Below are 18,609 nucleotides of genomic sequence, written 5' to 3'. Positions count from 1 at the left end.
TTGGCCGAACCCTTGATGATCGGCGTGTCGTCGCCCGGGAAGTCGTACTTCGACAGAAGCTCGCGCACTTCCATCTCGACCAGCTCCAGCAGCTCGGCGTCGTCCACCATGTCGCACTTGTTCAGGAACACGATGATGTACGGAACGCCAACCTGACGCGCCAGCAGGATGTGCTCACGCGTTTGCGGCATCGGGCCGTCAGCGGCCGAGCACACCAGGATCGCGCCGTCCATCTGCGCGGCGCCCGTGATCATGTTCTTCACATAGTCAGCGTGGCCCGGGCAGTCAACGTGTGCGTAGTGGCGGTTAGCCGTTTCGTACTCGACGTGCGCCGTGTTGATCGTGATACCACGTGCCTTTTCTTCCGGCGCCGCGTCGATCTGGTCGTATGCCTTCGCTTCGCCGCCGAACTTCTGCGTCAGAACCGTCGTGATCGCTGCCGTCAGCGTGGTCTTGCCGTGGTCAACGTGACCGATCGTGCCGACGTTCACGTGCGGCTTGGTCCGTTCGAATTTACCTTTAGCCATGTTTCTCTTCTTTCAAAAAGTTAATCGTTGAATGACTTGCCGCGCAATTACTTCGACTTCGCGTTGATGATCGCTTCCGACACGTTACGCGGTGCTTCGGAGTAGTGCTTGAACTCCATCGTGTACGTTGCGCGACCCTGGGTCAGCGAACGCAGCGACGTCGAGTAGCCGAACATTTCGGACAGCGGCACTTCGGCGCGAACAATCTTGCCACCGCCAACCATATCGTCCATACCCTGAACGATACCGCGACGGCCCGACAGGTCGCCCATCACGTTGCCCATGTAGTCTTCCGGCGTTTCGACTTCCACAGCCATCATCGGTTCGAGGATGACCGGTTGAGCCTTGCGCATTGCTTCCTTGAACGCCATCGAGCCGGCCATGCGGAACGCATTTTCGTTCGAGTCAACGTCGTGGTACGAACCGAACGTCAGGTGAACCTTGACGTCGACAACCGGGAAGCCCGCCAGCACGCCTGCCTTCAGCGTTTCCTGGATACCCTTGTCCACCGCCGGGATGTATTCGCGCGGAATCACACCGCCCTTGATCTCGTCGAGGAACTCGTAACCCTTGCCTTGCTCGTTCGGCTCGAGCGTGATGACCGCGTGACCGTACTGGCCGCGACCACCCGACTGCTTGACGAACTTGCCGTCAACGTCTTCTGCCTTGCCACGAATCGTTTCACGGTAAGCAACCTGCGGCTTGCCGACGGTCGCTTCCACGCCGAATTCACGCTTCATACGGTCGACGAGAATTTCCAGGTGGAGCTCGCCCATGCCCGAAATAATCGTTTGGCCCGATTCTTCGTCCGTTTGAACGCGGAACGACGGATCTTCCTGTGCCAGACGGTTCAGCGCCAGACCCATTTTTTCCTGGTCGGGCTTGGTCTTCGGCTCAACAGCCTGCGAAATCACCGGCTCCGGGAAAATCATGCGCTCGAGCACGATCGGGCTTTGCGGATCGCACAGCGTGTCGCCAGTCGTTGCGTCTTTCAGGCCGACTGCTGCAGCGATGTCGCCCGCGCGAACTTCCTTGATTTCCTCGCGTTGGTTCGCGTGCATCTGCAGAATACGACCCAGACGTTCCTTCTTGTCTTTGGTCGCGTTCAGCACGGTGTCGCCCGAATTGACGACGCCCGAGTACACGCGGAAGAAGATCAGCTGGCCGACGAACGGGTCGGTCATGATCTTGAATGCCAAAGCCGAGAACTTTTCGTCGTCGGCAGCGCGGCGCTCGCCTTGCTCACCGTTTTCCAGCTCGCCGGTGACCGGCGGGATGTCGATCGGCGACGGCAGGAAATCGAGCACGGCGTCCAGCATGCGTTGCACGCCCTTGTTCTTGAACGCGGTGCCGCACAGCATCGGCTGGATTTCGCAAGCGATCGTACGGTCGCGCAGACCCTTGATGATTTCCTCTTCCGTCAGCTCGCCCGACTCGAGGTACTTGTTCATCAGATCTTCGCTCGATTCAGCCGCTGCTTCGACCATCTTTTCACGCCATTCATTGCACGTGTCGGCGAGCTCAGCCGGAATTTCTTCGTACGAGAACTTGGTGCCTTGGGACGCGTCGTCCCAAATGATCGCTTTCATCTTCATCAGGTCGACGACACCCGTGAAGTTTTCTTCCGCGCCGATAGGCACCACGACCGGAACCGGGTTTGCCTTCAGACGCAGCTTCAGCTGGTCGTAAACCTTGAAGAAGTTCGCGCCGGTACGGTCCATCTTGTTGATGAACGCGAGACGCGGAACCTTGTACTTGTTAGCCTGACGCCACACGGTTTCCGACTGGGGCTGCACGCCGCCCACAGCGCAGTACACCATGCACGCGCCGTCGAGCACGCGCATGGAGCGCTCAACTTCAATCGTGAAGTCGACGTGGCCCGGAGTGTCGATGATGTTGATGCGGTGCTCAGCGCGGTCGCCGGCCATGCCTTTCCAGAACGCCGTCGTAGCGGCCGACGTAATCGTGATGCCGCGTTCCTGCTCCTGCTCCATCCAGTCCATGGTGGCAGCGCCGTCGTGAACTTCACCAATCTTGTGGTTCACGCCGGTATAGAACAGGATGCGCTCGGTCGTCGTCGTCTTGCCGGCGTCGATGTGAGCGCTAATACCGATGTTACGGTAGCGCTCGATAGGTGTCTTGCGAGCCACTTTGATCCTCTATGGGGATGACGCGATGCGAGAAAATACCCATCGCGCTGTAACACAAACGGGCGAGGCGCTTTGTAAGCGCACCCGCCCGGAATTTCTTTCCGTTTTTGTCTGCTAACCCGGATTCGGGAAGCTTAGAAACGGAAATGCGAGAACGCCTTGTTGGCTTCTGCCATCCGGTGAACTTCGTCGCGCTTCTTCATTGCGCCGCCACGGCCTTCGGCCGCTTCGGAAAGTTCACCTGCCAGACGCAGGGCCATCGACTTCTCGCTGCGCTTCTTCGCGGCTTCACGCAGCCAACGCATCGCCAATGCCATACGACGCGACGGGCGCACTTCGACCGGAACCTGATAGTTCGCACCACCAACGCGGCGGCTCTTGACTTCGACCACCGGCTTGACGTTGTTGAGCGCTACCGTGAACACTTCCAGCGGGTCCTTGCCACCCTTGGTCTGGATCTGTTCGAAAGCGCCGTACACAATGCGCTCGGCAACCGACTTCTTGCCGGAGAGCATCAGCACGTTCATGAACTTAGCTACATCAACGTTACCGAACTTCGGATCCGGCAACACTTCCCGCTTGGGGACTTCGCGACGACGCGGCATGTTTCTTCCTTTAACTTTTCAGTTGGAGCTGTTTTAGCCCCGCGGCCACCAACTAACCCGATTCATCTCTAACGACTTACCAGCCTGGTCGGGTGACCACTTACTCGACAGCACCGGCGATTCCGGCACCACCGCTATTACCGCCTTTGCAGGCGACCTGAACTACGGACCGGCTGATGATTACTTGCCGGCCTTGGCACGCTTCGCACCGTACTTCGAGCGAGCCTGCTTACGATCCTTGACGCCCTGGGTATCCAGCGAGCCGCGAACCATGTGGTAACGCACACCCGGCAAGTCCTTCACACGGCCGCCGCGAATCAGCACGACCGAGTGTTCCTGCAGGTTGTGGCCTTCACCGCCGATGTACGAAATGACTTCGAAACCGTTCGTGAGGCGCACCTTAGCAACTTTACGCAGTGCCGAGTTCGGCTTCTTCGGCGTCGTGGTGTACACACGGGTGCACACGCCGCGACGCTGGGGGCAGTCCTGCAAGGCCGGGCTCTTGCTCTTCGTCGTTTCCGACGCACGGCCTTTGCGAACCAGTTGATTGATGGTTGGCATTGTCTATTCCTGAAATTGAACAAAATCGACGCATCTGTTTCCGGGCAAAGCAGAAACGATTGCGCATCGAACTTCCGGCTTCGACTGCAAGTACGTGGACGCAGTCCGCGCGCGAGCATCCCAAAGACCGGAACCTAGCATAATATTCCGAAAAGGCTAAGCGAGTCAACAGGTTGCAATGTTTCGCAGACCTGCGCACGTTGGCCGACGACGGCGCTCCACTTAATCAGCGGCAACGACTTCGAGGAGTTCGTCCCCGAAACGATCGAGCTTGCGCGCGCCCATGCCCGGAATGCCGCGCAGATCCTCAATGGAATCGGGGCCATCTCGAGCGATCTCCGCAAGCGTCGCGTCGTGGAAAATCACGTAGGCGGGTACGCCGTCGCTCTTCGCGGTTTCCGTGCGCCATGCGCGTAGCCGATCCCAGCGCGCGCGCTCCCGCGGTCCCATGCCGATCGTCGGGTCCGCTCGTTCGCTGGTTCGACCAGATGACTGGCGAGTACGCGTGGGCTTCACGTAACGGCGCATCGTGACGTTTTGCTCACCCTTTAAAACGGGCTTGCTGGCCTCGGTGAGAACGAGCGAGCCGAATCCTTCGTGATCGACAGTCAGATAACCGAACGCCACCAACTGGCGAAACACCGCGCGCCACTCCGGTTCGCCGAGTGCCGCGCCAATACCGAATGTGGTCAGTTTTTCGTGCCCGCGCTGCAGTATTTTCTCGCTGCGATTGCCCCGCAGAATGTCGATGAGATGGCCTGCGCCGAAGTGAAAACCGCTCGCCCGCTGCGCGCGAAAGACGCACGACAGCGCCATCTGCGACTCGCGCGTCGCGTCCCACGTGTCGGGTGGCTCAAGGCAGTTGTCGCAATTACCGCAAGGCTTGCTGGATTCGCCGAAATACGCGAGAAGGCGCACGCGCCGGCACGTCGCCGCTTCGCACAAACCAAGAAGCGCATCCAGCTTGCCTGTCTGGACGCGCTTGTGTGCGTCGTCCGCGTCAGACTCGTCGATCATCTTGCGCTGCTGGACGACGTCGCCTAGACCGTAGGCCATCCATGCATTGGCCGGCATGCCATCGCGGCCGGCGCGGCCGGTTTCCTGGTAATACCCTTCAACACTCTTCGGCAAATCGAGGTGAGCGACGAACCGCACGTCCGGCTTGTCGATGCCCATGCCGAACGCGATCGTCGCGCACATCACAATGCCTTCCTCGCGCTGAAACATCTCCTGATGTTTCTGGCGCGTCTCGAATTCCATGCCCGCGTGATACGGCAACGCGCGCATACCCTTTTCTTTGAGCCATTCGGCCGTCTCTTCGACTTTGCGCCGCGACAGGCAATAGACCACCCCTGCGTCGGTCGTACCGTCCGCCCGCGTGTGTTCGGCGCGAATAAAGTCGAGCAACTGCGTTCGCGCGTTGTCCTTTTCGACAATCCGATAACGGATATTGGGCCGGTCGAAACTCGAGACGAAAATGCGCGCGTCGTCGAGCGCGAGACGGTGAATGATTTCGTCTCGCGTGATGGCGTCCGCGGTCGCGGTCAGCGCAATGCGCGGCACATTCGGGAAGCGCTCGTGCAGCACCGACAGCTGGATATATTCGGGCCGGAAATCGTGCCCCCATTGCGAGACGCAATGCGCTTCGTCGATCGCGAAAAGTCCGATGCGGGTGCGCTCCAGCAGTTCCTGGAATCGCGGCGTCATCAGACGTTCGGGCGCGACGTAGAGCAGATCGATGTCGCCGTCACGCAGCGCACGCTCGGTAGCCATCGCCTCCGCGCTCGAAAGCGTGGAGTTCAGGTAAGCGGCGCGCACGCCGACTTCCGTGAGCGCGGCCACCTGATCCTGCATCAGCGCGATCAACGGCGAGACCACGATACCCGTGCCGAAGCCGCCTTCGCGTCGCACCAGCGACGGGATCTGATAACACAGCGATTTCCCGCCGCCTGTTGGCATCAGCACGAGACAATCGCCGCCGCCGGCGACGTGTTCGACAATTTCGCCCTGCTGTCCTCTGAACGCGGGGTAACCAAAAACTTCGTTGAGGATTTCGAGCGGACGGGACATGAATTTGAGAGAAGCAGCGTAAAGCGGGTGACACGAATTTTACCAACGCATTCGCGCTGCGCCCGCGCTTTGCAACAACGTTAGCCATCTGGCCTGCGAATGGACAAGAACGCGTAAAAAAGCGGCGCAAAAAAAAGCCGCTCAGTCGAAACTGAGCGGCTTCGCTGGCTAGAGCCCCAAGCGGCTTACGCCGCCGGGACTTATTCGCCTGAGTGCTGCTGTTCGGCGGCCGGGGTTTCCGGCGTACCGAATTCGAACGACTCTTCCGCTGCGATCTGATCGAAACGCTCGCGGTCGGACAGTTCTTTGCTCTTGCGTGCCTTGTGGAACGCGAGACCCGTACCGGCCGGAATCAGACGGCCGACGATCACATTTTCCTTCAGGCCACGCAGATCGTCGCGCTTGCCCATAATCGCCGCTTCGGTCAGCACGCGGGTCGTTTCCTGGAACGATGCCGCAGAGATGAACGAATCGGTCGACAGCGACGCCTTCGTGATACCGAGCAACACGTTTTCGTACGTTGCCGGACGCTTGTCTTCCGCGATCATACGGTCGTTCTCGTCGAGCATATCCGACCGCTCGACCTGTTCGCCCGGGATGAAACGCGTATCGCCGTTGTCCGTAATCTGCACGCGGCGCAGCATCTGACGAACAATCACTTCAATGTGCTTGTCGTTGATCTTCACGCCTTGCAGACGGTACACGTCCTGCACTTCGTCCACGATGTAGCGCGACAGCGCTTCGACGCCCTGCAAACGCAGGATGTCGTGCGGATCCGCCGGTCCGTCCACGATCATTTCGCCCTTGTTGACGACCTGACCATCGTGAACCAGAACCTGCTTTTCCTTCGCGATCAGGAACTCGTGCTGGTTGCCCTCGAGGTCCGTGATAACGAGACGCTGCTTGCCCTTCGTGTCCTTACCGAACGACGTCGTACCCGTGACTTCCGCCAGGATACCTGCGTCCTTCGGCGAACGTGCTTCGAACAGTTCCGCCACACGCGGCAGACCGCCGGTAATGTCACGCGTCTTCTGCGATTCAGTCGGGATACGTGCGAGCACTTCACCGACCTGCACTTGCTGACCGTCCTTCACGGTGATCAGAGCGCCGACCTGGAAGCCGATCTGCACCGAGTGCTCGGTGTTGGGGATCTTCACTTCCTCGCCGTTCGCGTCGAGCAGCTTGACCTGCGGACGCACCGTCTTCGAAGCTTGCGAACCGCGGCGCTTCACGTCGATCACGACGAGAGTCGAAAGACCCGTCACGTCGTCGATCTGCTTCGCAACGGTCACGCCTTCTTCGACGTTCTCGAACTTCACCATACCACCGTACTCGGTGATGATCGGACGCGTCATCGGGTCCCACGTCGCCAGTTGCGTGCCGGCCTTGATCTGCGCGCCGTCCAGCTGCAACAGCGTCGCGCCGTACGGCACCTTGTGACGTTCGCGCTCGCGACCGTGGTCGTCGGTGATCATCGCTTCGCCCGAACGCGAAATGACGATCTGCTCGCCCTTCGCGTTAGTGACGTAACGCATCGTCGACGTGAAGCGCACCGTACCGTTCGACTTGGCTTCAACCGACGAAGCCACTGCCGCACGCGACGCCGCACCACCGATGTGGAACGTACGCATGGTCAGCTGCGTGCCCGGCTCACCGATCGACTGAGCGGCGATCACACCGACTGCCTCACCGACATTCACGAGCGAGCCGCGGCCCAGGTCGCGGCCGTAGCAAGCTGCGCACAGACCGTAACGTGTTTCGCACGTCAGCGGCGTACGAACGCGCACTTCGTCGATGCCGAGGCGCTCGATTTCTTCGACCGCATCTTCGTCGAGCAGGCTGCCCGCTTCGTACAGCGTTTCCTGCGATTCCGGATTGACGACGTCAGCCACTGCCACGCGACCGAGGATACGATCACGCAGTGCTTCGACGACTTCACCGCCTTCGACCAACGCCTTCATCGCCACGCCGTTGGACGTACCGCAATCGTCCTCGACCACCACCAGATCCTGCGTCACGTCGACGAGACGTCGCGTCAGGTAACCGGAGTTTGCCGTCTTCAGTGCCGTATCAGCCAGACCCTTACGTGCGCCGTGGGTCGAGATGAAGTACTGCAACACGTTCAGACCTTCGCGGAAGTTCGCCGTAATCGGCGTCTCGATGATCGAGCCGTCCGGCTTCGCCATCAGGCCACGCATACCGGCCAGCTGACGAATCTGAACTGCGGAGCCACGAGCGCCCGAGTCCGCCATCATGTAGATGGAGTTGAACGATTCCTGACGCGTTTCGTTGCCGTCGCGATCCACCACCGGTTCCGTCGACAGCTGTTCCATCATCGCCTTGCCGACCGCTTCCGACGTTGCCGACCAGATGTCGACCACGTTGTTGTAGCGCTCTTGCGACGTGACGAGACCCGACATGTACTGACGGTCGTATTCCTTCACCTTCTTCGCAGCGTCGCCAACGATGGTTTCTTTCTGCGGCGGCACGAGCATGTCGTCGACGCAGATCGAGATACCAGCGCGCGTGGCCAGACGGAAACCAGACTGCATCAACTGGTCGGCGAAAATCACCGTTTCACGCAGACCGCACTTGCGGAACGCGGTGTTGATCAGACGCGAGATTTCCTTCTTCTTCAGCGGCTTGTTCAGCACCGAGAACGGCAGGCCCGGCGGCAGAATTTCCGACAGGATTGCGCGGCCGACGGTCGTCGCGTACAGCGAGATCTTCGGCACGAACGCCGGCGCACCTTCCGACTTGTCTTCGTTGTGGACCATTTCGGTGATCCGCACGTTGACGCGCGAGGCGAGCTCGACTTCCTTGTTCTCGTATGCACGCAGCGCTTCCGAAACGCCGGTGAACGTCAGGCCTTCGCCCTTCGCGTTCACAGCTTCACGGGTCGCGTAGTACAGACCGAGCACGATATCCTGCGACGGCACGATCGACGGATCGCCGTTAGCCGGGAACAGCACGTTGTTCGACGCCAGCATCAGCGTACGCGCTTCCATCTGCGCTTCGAGCGACAGCGGAACGTGAACAGCCATCTGGTCACCGTCGAAGTCGGCGTTGAACGCCGCGCAAACGAGCGGGTGCAGCTGGATCGCCTTACCTTCGATCAGCACCGGCTCGAAAGCCTGAATGCCAAGACGGTGCAGCGTAGGCGCGCGGTTCAGCATGACCGGATGTTCGCGAATGACTTCTTCGAGAATGTCCCACACCACCGGCGTCTGGTTCTCGACTTCCTTCTTCGCAGCCTTGATGGTGGTAGCAACACCCATCACTTCCAGCTTGTTGAAGATGAACGGCTTGAACAGTTCGAGCGCCATCAGCTTCGGCAGACCGCACTGATGCAGCTTGAGCGTCGGGCCGACCACGATCACCGAACGGCCCGAGTAGTCGACGCGCTTACCGAGCAAGTTCTGACGGAAACGACCGCCTTTACCCTTGATCATGTCAGCGAGCGACTTCAGCGGACGCTTGTTCGCGCCGGTCATTGCCTTACCGCGACGACCGTTGTCGAGCAGCGAATCGACGGCTTCCTGCAGCATCCGCTTTTCGTTGCGGACGATGATTTCAGGCGCCTTCAGTTCGAGCAGACGCTTCAACCGGTTGTTACGGTTGATCACGCGGCGATACAGGTCGTTCAGGTCCGACGTCGCGAAGCGGCCGCCATCCAGCGGCACCAGCGGACGCAGTTCCGGCGGCAGCACCGGCAGCACTTCGAGCACCATCCAGTCAGGCTTGATGCCCGAACGCTGGAAAGCCTCAAGCACCTTCAGGCGCTTCGCGTACTTCTTGATCTTCGCTTCCGAACCCGTGTTCTTGAGTTCGGTACGGAGCATTTCAACCTGTTCGTCGATATTGATCGCGCGCAGCAGCTCGCGAACGCCTTCCGCGCCCATTTCGGCACGGAATTCGTCACCGTATTCTTCGACCTTGTTGTAGTAATCCTCTTCGGTCATGATCTGCCGCGCTTTCAGCGGCGTCATGCCCGGATCGATCACCACATATGCTTCGAAGTACAGCACGCGTTCGATGTCGCGCAGCGTCATGTCGAGCACCATGCCCAGACGCGACGGCAGCGACTTCAGGAACCAGATGTGCGCAACCGGCGAGGCCAGTTCAATGTGGCCCATCCGTTCGCGACGCACCTTCGCCAGCGTCACTTCGACGCCGCACTTCTCGCAGATCACGCCACGGTGCTTCAGGCGCTTGTACTTGCCGCAAAGGCATTCGTAGTCTTTGATCGGCCCGAAAATTTTCGCGCAGAACAAACCATCGCGTTCGGGCTTGAACGTCCGGTAGTTGATGGTTTCCGGCTTCTTCACTTCACCGAACGACCACGAACGGATCTTGTCCGGCGAGGCCAGACCGATCTTGATCGCGTCAAAAACTTCAGGTTGTTGGACTTGCTTGAATAGATCGAGCAAAGCTTTCATCGCTTCTCTCCAGTAGTCCGATTAGTTGCGGTCGAGGTCGATGTCGATACCGAGCGAGCGGATTTCCTTCACCAACACGTTGAAGGACTCCGGCATGCCTGCATCGATCACGTGATCGCCCTTGACCAGGTTCTCGTACACCTTGGTCCGGCCTGTCACGTCGTCCGACTTCACCGTCAGCATTTCCTGCAGCACGTACGATGCGCCGTACGCTTCGAGCGCCCACACTTCCATTTCACCGAAACGCTGGCCACCGAACTGCGCCTTACCGCCCAACGGCTGCTGCGTCACGAGCGAGTACGGGCCCGTGGAACGCGCGTGCATCTTGTCGTCGACCAGGTGGTGCAGCTTCAGGTAGTGCATGTAGCCGACCGTCACCGTACGTTCGAACATTTCGCCCGTGCGGCCGTCGTACAGACGAACCTGATTCTTCGACGGCGTCATGCCGAGGTTCTTCGCGATGTCGTCCGGGAATGCCAGATCCAGCGCGCGCGACATTTCTTCTTCCGTCGCACCGTCGAACACCGGCGTTGCGAACGGCACGCCTTCGCGCAGGTTCTTCGCCAGTTCGACGATCTCGTCGTCGGTGAAGCTGTCCAGCTCTTCGGCGCGGCCCGACTCGTTGTAGATCTTGGTCAGGAATTCGCGCAGTTCAGCGATCTTCGCCTGACGCTGCAGCATTTCGCCGATACGCCAGCCGAGACCCTTCGCGGCCCAACCCAGATGCACTTCGAGAACCTGACCGACGTTCATCCGCGACGGCACGCCGAGCGGATTCAGAACGACGTCAGCCGGACGGCCGTCGGCCATGTACGGCATGTCTTCGATCGGCACGATCTTCGACACGACACCCTTGTTACCGTGACGGCCGGCCATCTTGTCGCCAGGCTGCAGGCGGCGCTTCACTGCCAGGTACACCTTGACCATCTTCAACACGCCCGGCGGCAGTTCGTCGCCTTGCGTGAGCTTCTTGCGCTTCTCTTCGAACGCCAGATCGAACTGGTGACGCTTCTGTTCGATCGAGTCCTTGATGGCTTCGAGCTGAGCCGCTGCTTCTTCGTCCGCAAGACGGATGTCGAACCAGTGGTAATGATCCAGATCTTGCAGGTAAGCCTGTTCGATCTTCGTGCCCTTTGCCAGCTTCTTCGGACCGCCGTTCGCGACCTTGCCGTCGAGCATACGTGCGAGACGCTGGAACGCGTCGCCTTCCACGATGCGCAACTGGTCGTTCAAGTCGAGGCGATAGCGCTTCAGTTCATCGTCGATGATCTGTTGCGCGCGCTTGTCGCGCTGAATGCCTTCACGCGTGAACACTTGCACGTCGATGACCGTGCCGCTCATGCCCGACGGCACGCGCAGCGACGTGTCCTTCACGTCCGAAGCCTTTTCACCGAAGATCGCGCGCAGCAGCTTTTCTTCCGGCGTCAGCTGGGTTTCGCCCTTCGGCGTGACCTTGCCGACCAGCACGTCGCCTGCTTCGACTTCCGCGCCGATGTAGACGATGCCCGACTCGTCGAGACGGCCGAGTTGCACTTCAGCCAGGTTCGAGATGTCGCGCGTGATTTCTTCCGGTCCGAGCTTCGTGTCGCGAGCCACGACGTTCAGTTCTTCGATGTGGATCGACGTGTAACGGTCGTCTGCAACCACCTTCTCCGAGATCAAAATCGAGTCTTCGAAGTTGTAGCCGTTCCACGGCATGAACGCGACCAGCATGTTCTGGCCAAGAGCCAGTTCACCCAGATCGGTCGATGCGCCGTCAGCCAGCACGTCGCCACGCGACACGATGTCGCCGACCTTCACGATCGGGCGCTGGTTGATGTTCGTGTTCTGGTTCGAACGTGTGTACTTGATCAGGTTGTAGATGTCCACGCCGACGTCGCCAGCAACGGCTTCATCGTCGTTCACGCGAATCACCATACGGCCGGCGTCGACGTAATCGACCACACCGCCGCGGAATGCCTGAACCGTCGTACCCGAGTCGACCGCCACCGTGCGTTCGATACCGGTACCGACCACGGCCTTTTCCGGACGCAGACACGGCACAGCCTGACGCTGCATGTTCGAGCCCATCAACGCGCGGTTCGCGTCGTCGTGCTCGAGGAACGGAATCAGCGATGCAGCCACCGACACGATCTGCGACGGCGCCACGTCCATGTACTGGATACGGTCCGGCGTGACCATCAGCGTTTCGCCCGCTTCACGCGACGACACGAGTTCGTCGGTCAGCGTACCGTCTTCAGCCACTGCCGCGTTCGCCTGAGCGATCACGTAACGACCTTCTTCGATCGCCGACAGGTAATCGATCTGGTCGGTCACCTTGCCGTCCACGACCTTGCGATACGGCGTTTCGAGGAAGCCGTATTCGTTCAGGTGCGCGTACAGCGCGAGCGAGTTGATCAGGCCGATGTTCGGACCTTCAGGCGTTTCGATCGGGCAGACACGACCATAGTGCGTCGGGTGGACGTCGCGGACTTCAAAGCCTGCGCGCTCACGCGTCAAACCGCCCGGGCCAAGTGCCGAGACACGGCGCTTGTGGGTGATTTCCGACAGCGGATTCGTCTGGTCCATAAACTGCGACAGCTGCGACGAACCGAAGAACTCGCGGATTGCCGAGGAAATCGGCTTCGAGTTGATCAGGTCGTGCGGCATCAGGTTTTCGCTTTCGGCCTGGCCGAGGCGCTCCTTCACAGCACGTTCGACACGCACGAGACCGGCGCGGAACTGGTTTTCCGCCAGTTCGCCGACGCAACGCACACGGCGATTGCCCAAGTGGTCGATGTCGTCGACTTCACCCTTACCGTTACGCAGTTCGACCAGAATCTTGATCGTGGCGAGGATGTCGTCGTCTTGCAGCGTCATCGGTCCGACGATTTCATCGCGGCCGACACGGCGATTGAACTTCATACGGCCTACCTTTGACAGGTCGTATGCGTCTTCGCTGTAGAACAGACGGTTGAACAGTGCCTCGACCGCTTCTTCGGTCGGCGGTTCGCCCGGACGCATCATGCGGTAGATCGCGATGCGAGCGGCCATTTTGTCCGCGGTTTCGTCGATACGCAGCGTCGACGAGATGTACGGACCCTGATCCAGATCGTTCGTGTAGAGCGTCTGGATGTCTTTGATCTTCGATTCGCGCAGCTTCTCGAGGACAGTCTCGGTGATTTCGTCATTCGCGTTGGCGATGACTTCACCGGTGTCGCCGTCGACGACGTTTTTCGCCAGCACGCGGCCGAGCAGATAGTCTTCCGGGACCGAGATGAACTTGGTCTTCGCGTTGTCCAGATCGCGAATGTGCTTCGCGTTGATCCGCTTGTCCTTCTGGACGATCACGTTGCCATCACGGTCCGTGATGTCGAAACGCGCGACTTCGCCACGCAGACGCTCCGGCACGAACTCCATCTGCGCGCCTTCCGGCATCAGCGTGAAGTTATCGAACACGAAGAAGTTTGCGAGGATCTGTTCCGGCGTGAGGCCGATTGCCTTCAGCAGGATCGTGACCGGCATCTTGCGGCGACGGTCGACGCGGAAGTACAGCACATCCTTCGGGTCGAACTCGAAATCGAGCCACGAACCGCGGTAAGGAATGATACGTGCCGAAAACAGGAGCTTGCCCGAGCTGTGCGTCTTGCCCTTGTCGTGTTCGAAGAACACGCCAGGCGAACGGTGCAGCTGCGAAACGATCACACGTTCCGTGCCGTTGATGACGAACGAACCCGTCGGCGTCATGAGCGGAATTTCGCCCATGTACACTTCCTGTTCCTTCACTTCCTTAACGACCGGCTTGCTGGGCGACTCCTTGTCGAGCAGCACCAGGCGCACTTTGGCGCGCAGGGCGGAGCAGTACGTCAAACCGCGCTGCTGACATTCCTTGATGTTGAATGCCGGCGGCGACAGCATGTAGCTGACGAACTCGAGACGTGCGAACCCGTTGTGCGAAACAATCGGGAAAACGGATGTGAACGCGGCTTGCAGGCCTTCCGGCTTGCGTTGCGTGGAGGACGTGTCTGCTTGCAGAAACGTGCTGAATGATTCAAGCTGGGTAGCCAGCAGGAAAGGTACTTGGTGAACGATGGGGCGCTTCGCAAAACTCTTGCGAATACGCTTCTTCTCGGTGAAGGAATATTGCATACGATCTCCGAATCACGGCGGGCATTGTTGTCGAGGCAGGATACCTTGATGAGACAACCCGAGTGTTCACCGACTGAGACCCGATGGCCGTCCGATGGCTTGAACGAGCCTAGAAGCTTGGTGGTTGGCCTCTACCAACCGCTGGCTGACGGCAGCGGATGCCTGTCGCATGGAACCTTAACCGCTACCCGACCAAACTTGCCTTCTGCAGTCGCTTCAGAAGACAAAGAGAAGCGCCGGTCAATGTTGCCGATAGGCGGTTTTCTTTGGCTTCTGGGAGTCGCATTGTTGCTAAACAACGATGCAAAAACGCGTCCCCCACAAAGCACAAAAAGGCCGGCGGTGGAAAACCGCCAGCCTTCGCACAGCGCGCTGAAACTTACTTGATTTCAGCCTTCGCGCCGGCTTCTTCCAGCTTCTTCTTCGCTTCTTCAGCAGCAGCCTTCGGTACCGATTCCTTCACAGGCTTCGGTGCACCGTCGACCAGGTCCTTCGCTTCCTTTAGGCCGAGACCCGTCAGTTCACGAACTGCCTTAATGACGGAAACCTTGTTCGCGCCAACTTCAACCAGGTTCACCGTGAATTCGGTTTGCTCTTCAGCTGCAGCAGCGCCGCCGCCTGCACCTGCGGGGCCTGCCACTGCAACAGCAGCTGCCGACACGCCAAACTTTTCTTCGAACGCCTTAACCAGCTCGTTCAGTTCCAGAACCGACATCGAGCCTACGGCTTCGAGGATGTCTTCTTTTGCGATTGCCATTTGAAATACTCCTAAATTGAATTCGGATACAGCTAGCGATCAATTACGCTCGGCTGAAGTACATTACGCAGCGGATTCTTCGCCTTGTTTCTTTTCTGCCAGCGCGGCCAAAGCGCGCGCAAAGCCAGAAACAGGTGCTTGCATAACGAACAACAGCTTGGAGAGCAGCTCCTCGCGGCTCGGGATGTTGGCCAGCGCTTGCACGCCCGCCTTGTCCATCACGTTGCCTTCGTAGGCGCCAGCCTTGATGACCAACTTATCATTGCTCTTGCTGAAGTCATTGACGACCTTAGCAGCAGCAATTGCATCTTCAGAGATGCCGTAGATCAGGGGGCCAGTCATCTGCTCTGCCAGCGGAGCGAACGGGGTACCTTCGACAGCGCGACGCGCAAGCGTGTTTTTCAACACGCGAAGGTACACCTGTTGCTCACGCGCTTTCGCGCGCAGCTTGGTCAGATCGCCAACCGTGATCCCACGATACTCAGCCAGAACCACGGTCTGGGCTTTCGCGACTTGCGCGGCAACCTCAGCGACGACGGCCTGCTTGCTTTCTTTGTTGAGTGGCACGGTTAACCTCCAGATTCGATACACGCGGCGTGCGCCTTGTGTACCGCGTTCAATAACGGCGTCCGACCAGTCAGGAGTATTTCGACCGCGCGACACCCGCACTGCTGCAAGCGTCGAACGGCTTCATCACTACAAAACCTTTTCGGGTTCGCCATCTGCGTTGGCTTTACATTAAGAGTCCGCCTACCTGCTGCGTGCCCGCCAACGGTCTTTGACAACCGGTTGCGCGATGCCAACTACTGACATCTCACAACCGCCCAAAGCCCATAAACGCCCCGACTTTCGTCGAGGCGATGAATTACTTTATTGTGCAGCGAGCGACGTCTGATCGACGCGAACGCCGACGCCCATCGTGCTCGACAGTGCAACCTTACGCAGGTAAACACCCTTGCTCGTTGCCGGCTTGGCCTTCTGCAACGCGTCGATGAGAGCGCTCAGATTGCTACGCAGAGCCGTCGGTTCGAACGAAGCACGACCGATGGTGGCGTGGATAATACCGGCCTTGTCGACACGGAATTGCACCTGGCCAGCCTTGGCATTCTTCACGGCCGTTGCGACGTCCGGCGTGACCGTGCCGACCTTCGGGTTCGGCATCAGGCCGCGCGGGCCGAGGATCTGACCGAGCGTACCGACCACGCGCATCGTGTCCGGCGACGCAATCACGATGTCGAAGTCCAGATTGCCAGCCTTCACCTGTTCAGCCAGGTCTTCCATACCGACAACTTCAGCGCCGGCTGCGCGAGCCTGTTCAGCTTTTTCGCCCTGTGCGAACACGGCGACGCGAACCGACTTGCCTGTACCTGCCGGCAGAACGACCGAACCGCGGACCACTTGATCCGACTTCTTCGCGTCGATGCCGAGTTGCACTGCCACGTCGATCGACTCGTCGAACTTCGCGCTTGCGCACTCCTTGACCAGCGACAGCGCGTCGTCGATCGGGTACAGCTTCTGACGATCAACCTTTGCTGCAAAAGCTTGCAGACGCTTAGAAAGCTTAGCCATTTACACGCCCTCCACGGTGATGCCCATCGAGCGGGCGCTACCAGCGATCGTACGAACCGCTGCGTCCAGATCAGCCGCGGTCAGATCGGGCATCTTGGTCTTGGCGATGTCTTCAGCTTGAGCGCGGGTGATCTTGCCGACCTTGTCGGTGTGCGGCTTGCTCGAACCCTTGTCGATCTTCGCTGCCTTCTTGATCAGAACCGTTGCCGGCGGCGTCTTCAGGACAAACGTGAAGCTCTTGTCAGCAAACGCGGTGATCACGACCGGAATCGGCAGACCCGGCTCCAGTGCTTGAGTCTGCGCGTTAAACGCCTTGCAGAACTCCATGATGTTCAGGCCGCGCTGGCCCAGTGCCGGACCGACCGGCGGCGACGGGTTGGCTTTACCTGCAGGAATCTGCAGCTTGATAAAGCCGATGATTTTCTTTGCCATGTTGAAAACCTCTTTGGAACGTCACCTTTCAAGCGAACGTTCAGTGAGTAGTAGCGCGCGTTCGCCGGACCCCGGGTACTTGCGCTCCTCAACGGCCATTACGCGGACCGTAAGCGCGAAATACGAAACGCGCCGACTGGCGCGCTGCGTAGAATCTGGATTACAACTTCTCGACTTGGCCGAATTCCAGCTCGACCGGCGTAGCGCGGCCGAAGATTGTAACGGAAACACGGACGCGCGACTTTTCGTAATTCACTTCTTCGACGCTGCCGTTGAAATCGGTGAAAGGACCGTCCTTCACCCGAACCATCTCGCCTACTTCAAACAGGGTCTTCGGACGCGGCTTCTCCACACCTTCCTGCATCTGCGACATGATCTTCTCGACTTCGCGCGGAGAGATCGGACTCGGCCGATTACGCGCACCGCCTACGAAGCCCGTGACCTTCGCCGTATTCTTCACGAGGTGCCACGTCTCATCCGTCATTTCCATCTCAACCAGTACGTAACCGGGGAAGAAACGACGCTCGGTCACCGATTTGTGACCGCCCTTCACCTCGACCACCTCTTCGGTCGGCACGAGGATTTGACCAAACTGGTCTTGCATGCCGGCGCGCTCAATGCGCTCCTGAAGCGCACGCTGCACGCTCTTCTCCATGCCGGAGTAGGCGTGCACGACGTACCAACGTTTGCCGCTCGGAGATGCCGGAGTATCGCTCATATCATTTCCAACCCAGAATCACCGAGAAAATCGCCCATTCGATGGATTTATCACTAACCCACAGAAAGATCGCCATCACGAACACGAAGCCGAAAACCACCAACGTCGTCTGAGTAGCCTCTTTGCGAGTCGGCCAGACGACCTTGCGGACTTCCTTGTACGAGTCTTTGGCGAAAGCGATGAAACCCTTGCCAGGCGCGGAGAGAAGACCGACTGCAACACCCGCGATTGCACCAACAGCCAAGGCGGCTCCGCGGACGTACCATTCCTGACCATTGAGCCAGAAGAACCCCACGAACCCGGCCAAGACCAGCAATACGCCCGCGACGAGCATCAGCTTGTCGCCCGATGTATTTACAGTTTCGACGGAAGGATTCGCCATAACACCTTAACGAAGCGCCACAGTTGACGCGAGAGTTGGCAGGGGCAGAGGGAATCGAACCCCCAACCTTCGGTTTTGGAGACCGACGCTCTGCCAGTTGAGCTATGCCCCTAAACCATTTGGGGTTGACGACACCGCCAACCCCGAAACTACAGATTCACGAGAACTATCTGGCGTTACTCGAGAATCTTGGCAACGACACCGGCGCCGACGGTACGGCCGCCTTCGCGGATAGCGAAGCGCAGACCTTCTTCCATCGCGATCGGGTTGA

Annotated in this window: 14 protein-coding genes and 1 tRNA gene; all 15 read right to left on the bottom strand. The window is 59.2% G+C overall.

Annotated features, from left to right (window positions below; translation table 11 throughout):
• A partial coding sequence (locus J2W46_RS33960; protein ID WP_310360326.1) for a GTP-binding protein occupies positions 1-527 on the bottom strand: 527 nt, incomplete at its 3' end.
• Positions 528-574: 47 nt separating this feature from the next.
• Entirely contained in the window at positions 575-2,677 is a 2,103-nt protein-coding gene (fusA, locus tag J2W46_RS33955) for an elongation factor G (protein ID WP_020071567.1), read from the bottom strand.
• 134 nt (positions 2,678-2,811) lie between these two features.
• Positions 2,812-3,282, bottom strand: a complete 471-nt coding sequence (gene rpsG, locus J2W46_RS33950; protein WP_006053291.1) for a 30S ribosomal protein S7 — start codon at positions 3,280-3,282, stop codon at positions 2,812-2,814.
• Between the two features lie 180 nt (positions 3,283-3,462).
• Positions 3,463-3,843: a 30S ribosomal protein S12 gene (gene rpsL, locus J2W46_RS33945; protein WP_006998493.1), complete on the bottom strand. Its 381-nt coding sequence runs from the start codon at positions 3,841-3,843 to the stop codon at positions 3,463-3,465.
• 222 nt (positions 3,844-4,065) lie between these two features.
• The gene (gene recQ / locus J2W46_RS33940; protein ID WP_310360323.1) at positions 4,066-5,913 is read right to left on the bottom strand and encodes a DNA helicase RecQ; all 1,848 of its coding nucleotides are present in this window, start codon (positions 5,911-5,913) and stop codon (positions 4,066-4,068) included.
• A 200-nt stretch (positions 5,914-6,113) separates the two neighbouring features.
• On the bottom strand, positions 6,114-10,352 hold the full coding sequence (gene rpoC, locus J2W46_RS33935; protein WP_310360321.1) for a DNA-directed RNA polymerase subunit beta': 4,239 nt from the start codon (positions 10,350-10,352) through the stop codon (positions 6,114-6,116).
• A 21-nt stretch (positions 10,353-10,373) separates the two neighbouring features.
• Positions 10,374-14,480 carry a DNA-directed RNA polymerase subunit beta gene (rpoB, locus tag J2W46_RS33930; RefSeq protein WP_020071564.1) on the bottom strand — a complete coding sequence of 1,369 codons (4,107 nt, stop codon included), beginning with the start codon at positions 14,478-14,480 and terminating at the stop codon, positions 10,374-10,376.
• Positions 14,481-14,859: 379 nt separating this feature from the next.
• Positions 14,860-15,237, bottom strand: a complete 378-nt coding sequence (gene rplL, locus J2W46_RS33925; RefSeq protein WP_020071563.1) for a 50S ribosomal protein L7/L12 — start codon at positions 15,235-15,237, stop codon at positions 14,860-14,862.
• A gap of 63 nt (positions 15,238-15,300) precedes the next feature.
• Entirely contained in the window at positions 15,301-15,804 is a 504-nt protein-coding gene (gene rplJ, locus J2W46_RS33920; protein ID WP_013340748.1) for a 50S ribosomal protein L10, read from the bottom strand.
• 303 nt (positions 15,805-16,107) lie between these two features.
• A complete protein-coding gene (rplA, locus tag J2W46_RS33915; RefSeq protein WP_020071562.1) occupies positions 16,108-16,806 on the bottom strand; it encodes a 50S ribosomal protein L1 in 699 nt (232 codons plus the stop codon).
• Positions 16,807-17,238, bottom strand: coding sequence for a 50S ribosomal protein L11 (gene rplK / locus J2W46_RS33910; RefSeq protein WP_007180146.1), 432 nt, complete (start codon positions 17,236-17,238; stop codon positions 16,807-16,809).
• 160 nt (positions 17,239-17,398) lie between these two features.
• Positions 17,399-17,956 carry a transcription termination/antitermination protein NusG gene (nusG, locus tag J2W46_RS33905; RefSeq protein WP_007180147.1) on the bottom strand — a complete coding sequence of 186 codons (558 nt, stop codon included), beginning with the start codon at positions 17,954-17,956 and terminating at the stop codon, positions 17,399-17,401.
• A 1-nt stretch (position 17,957) separates the two neighbouring features.
• Entirely contained in the window at positions 17,958-18,338 is a 381-nt protein-coding gene (gene secE, locus J2W46_RS33900) for a preprotein translocase subunit SecE (RefSeq protein WP_015003929.1), read from the bottom strand.
• Positions 18,339-18,374: 36 nt separating this feature from the next.
• A tRNA-Trp gene (locus J2W46_RS33895) sits at positions 18,375-18,450 on the bottom strand.
• A gap of 64 nt (positions 18,451-18,514) precedes the next feature.
• Positions 18,515-18,609: EF-Tu C-terminal domain-related protein (locus J2W46_RS33890; protein WP_024163108.1), on the bottom strand; the 95-nt coding region annotated here is incomplete at its 5' end.

Source organism: Paraburkholderia strydomiana, from assembly GCF_031456815.1.
Taxonomy (GTDB): Bacteria; Pseudomonadota; Gammaproteobacteria; order Burkholderiales; family Burkholderiaceae; genus Paraburkholderia; species Paraburkholderia caledonica.
The sequence above is the reverse complement of the archived record's forward strand: the minus strand, read 5'-3'. Positions and strand labels throughout refer to the sequence as shown.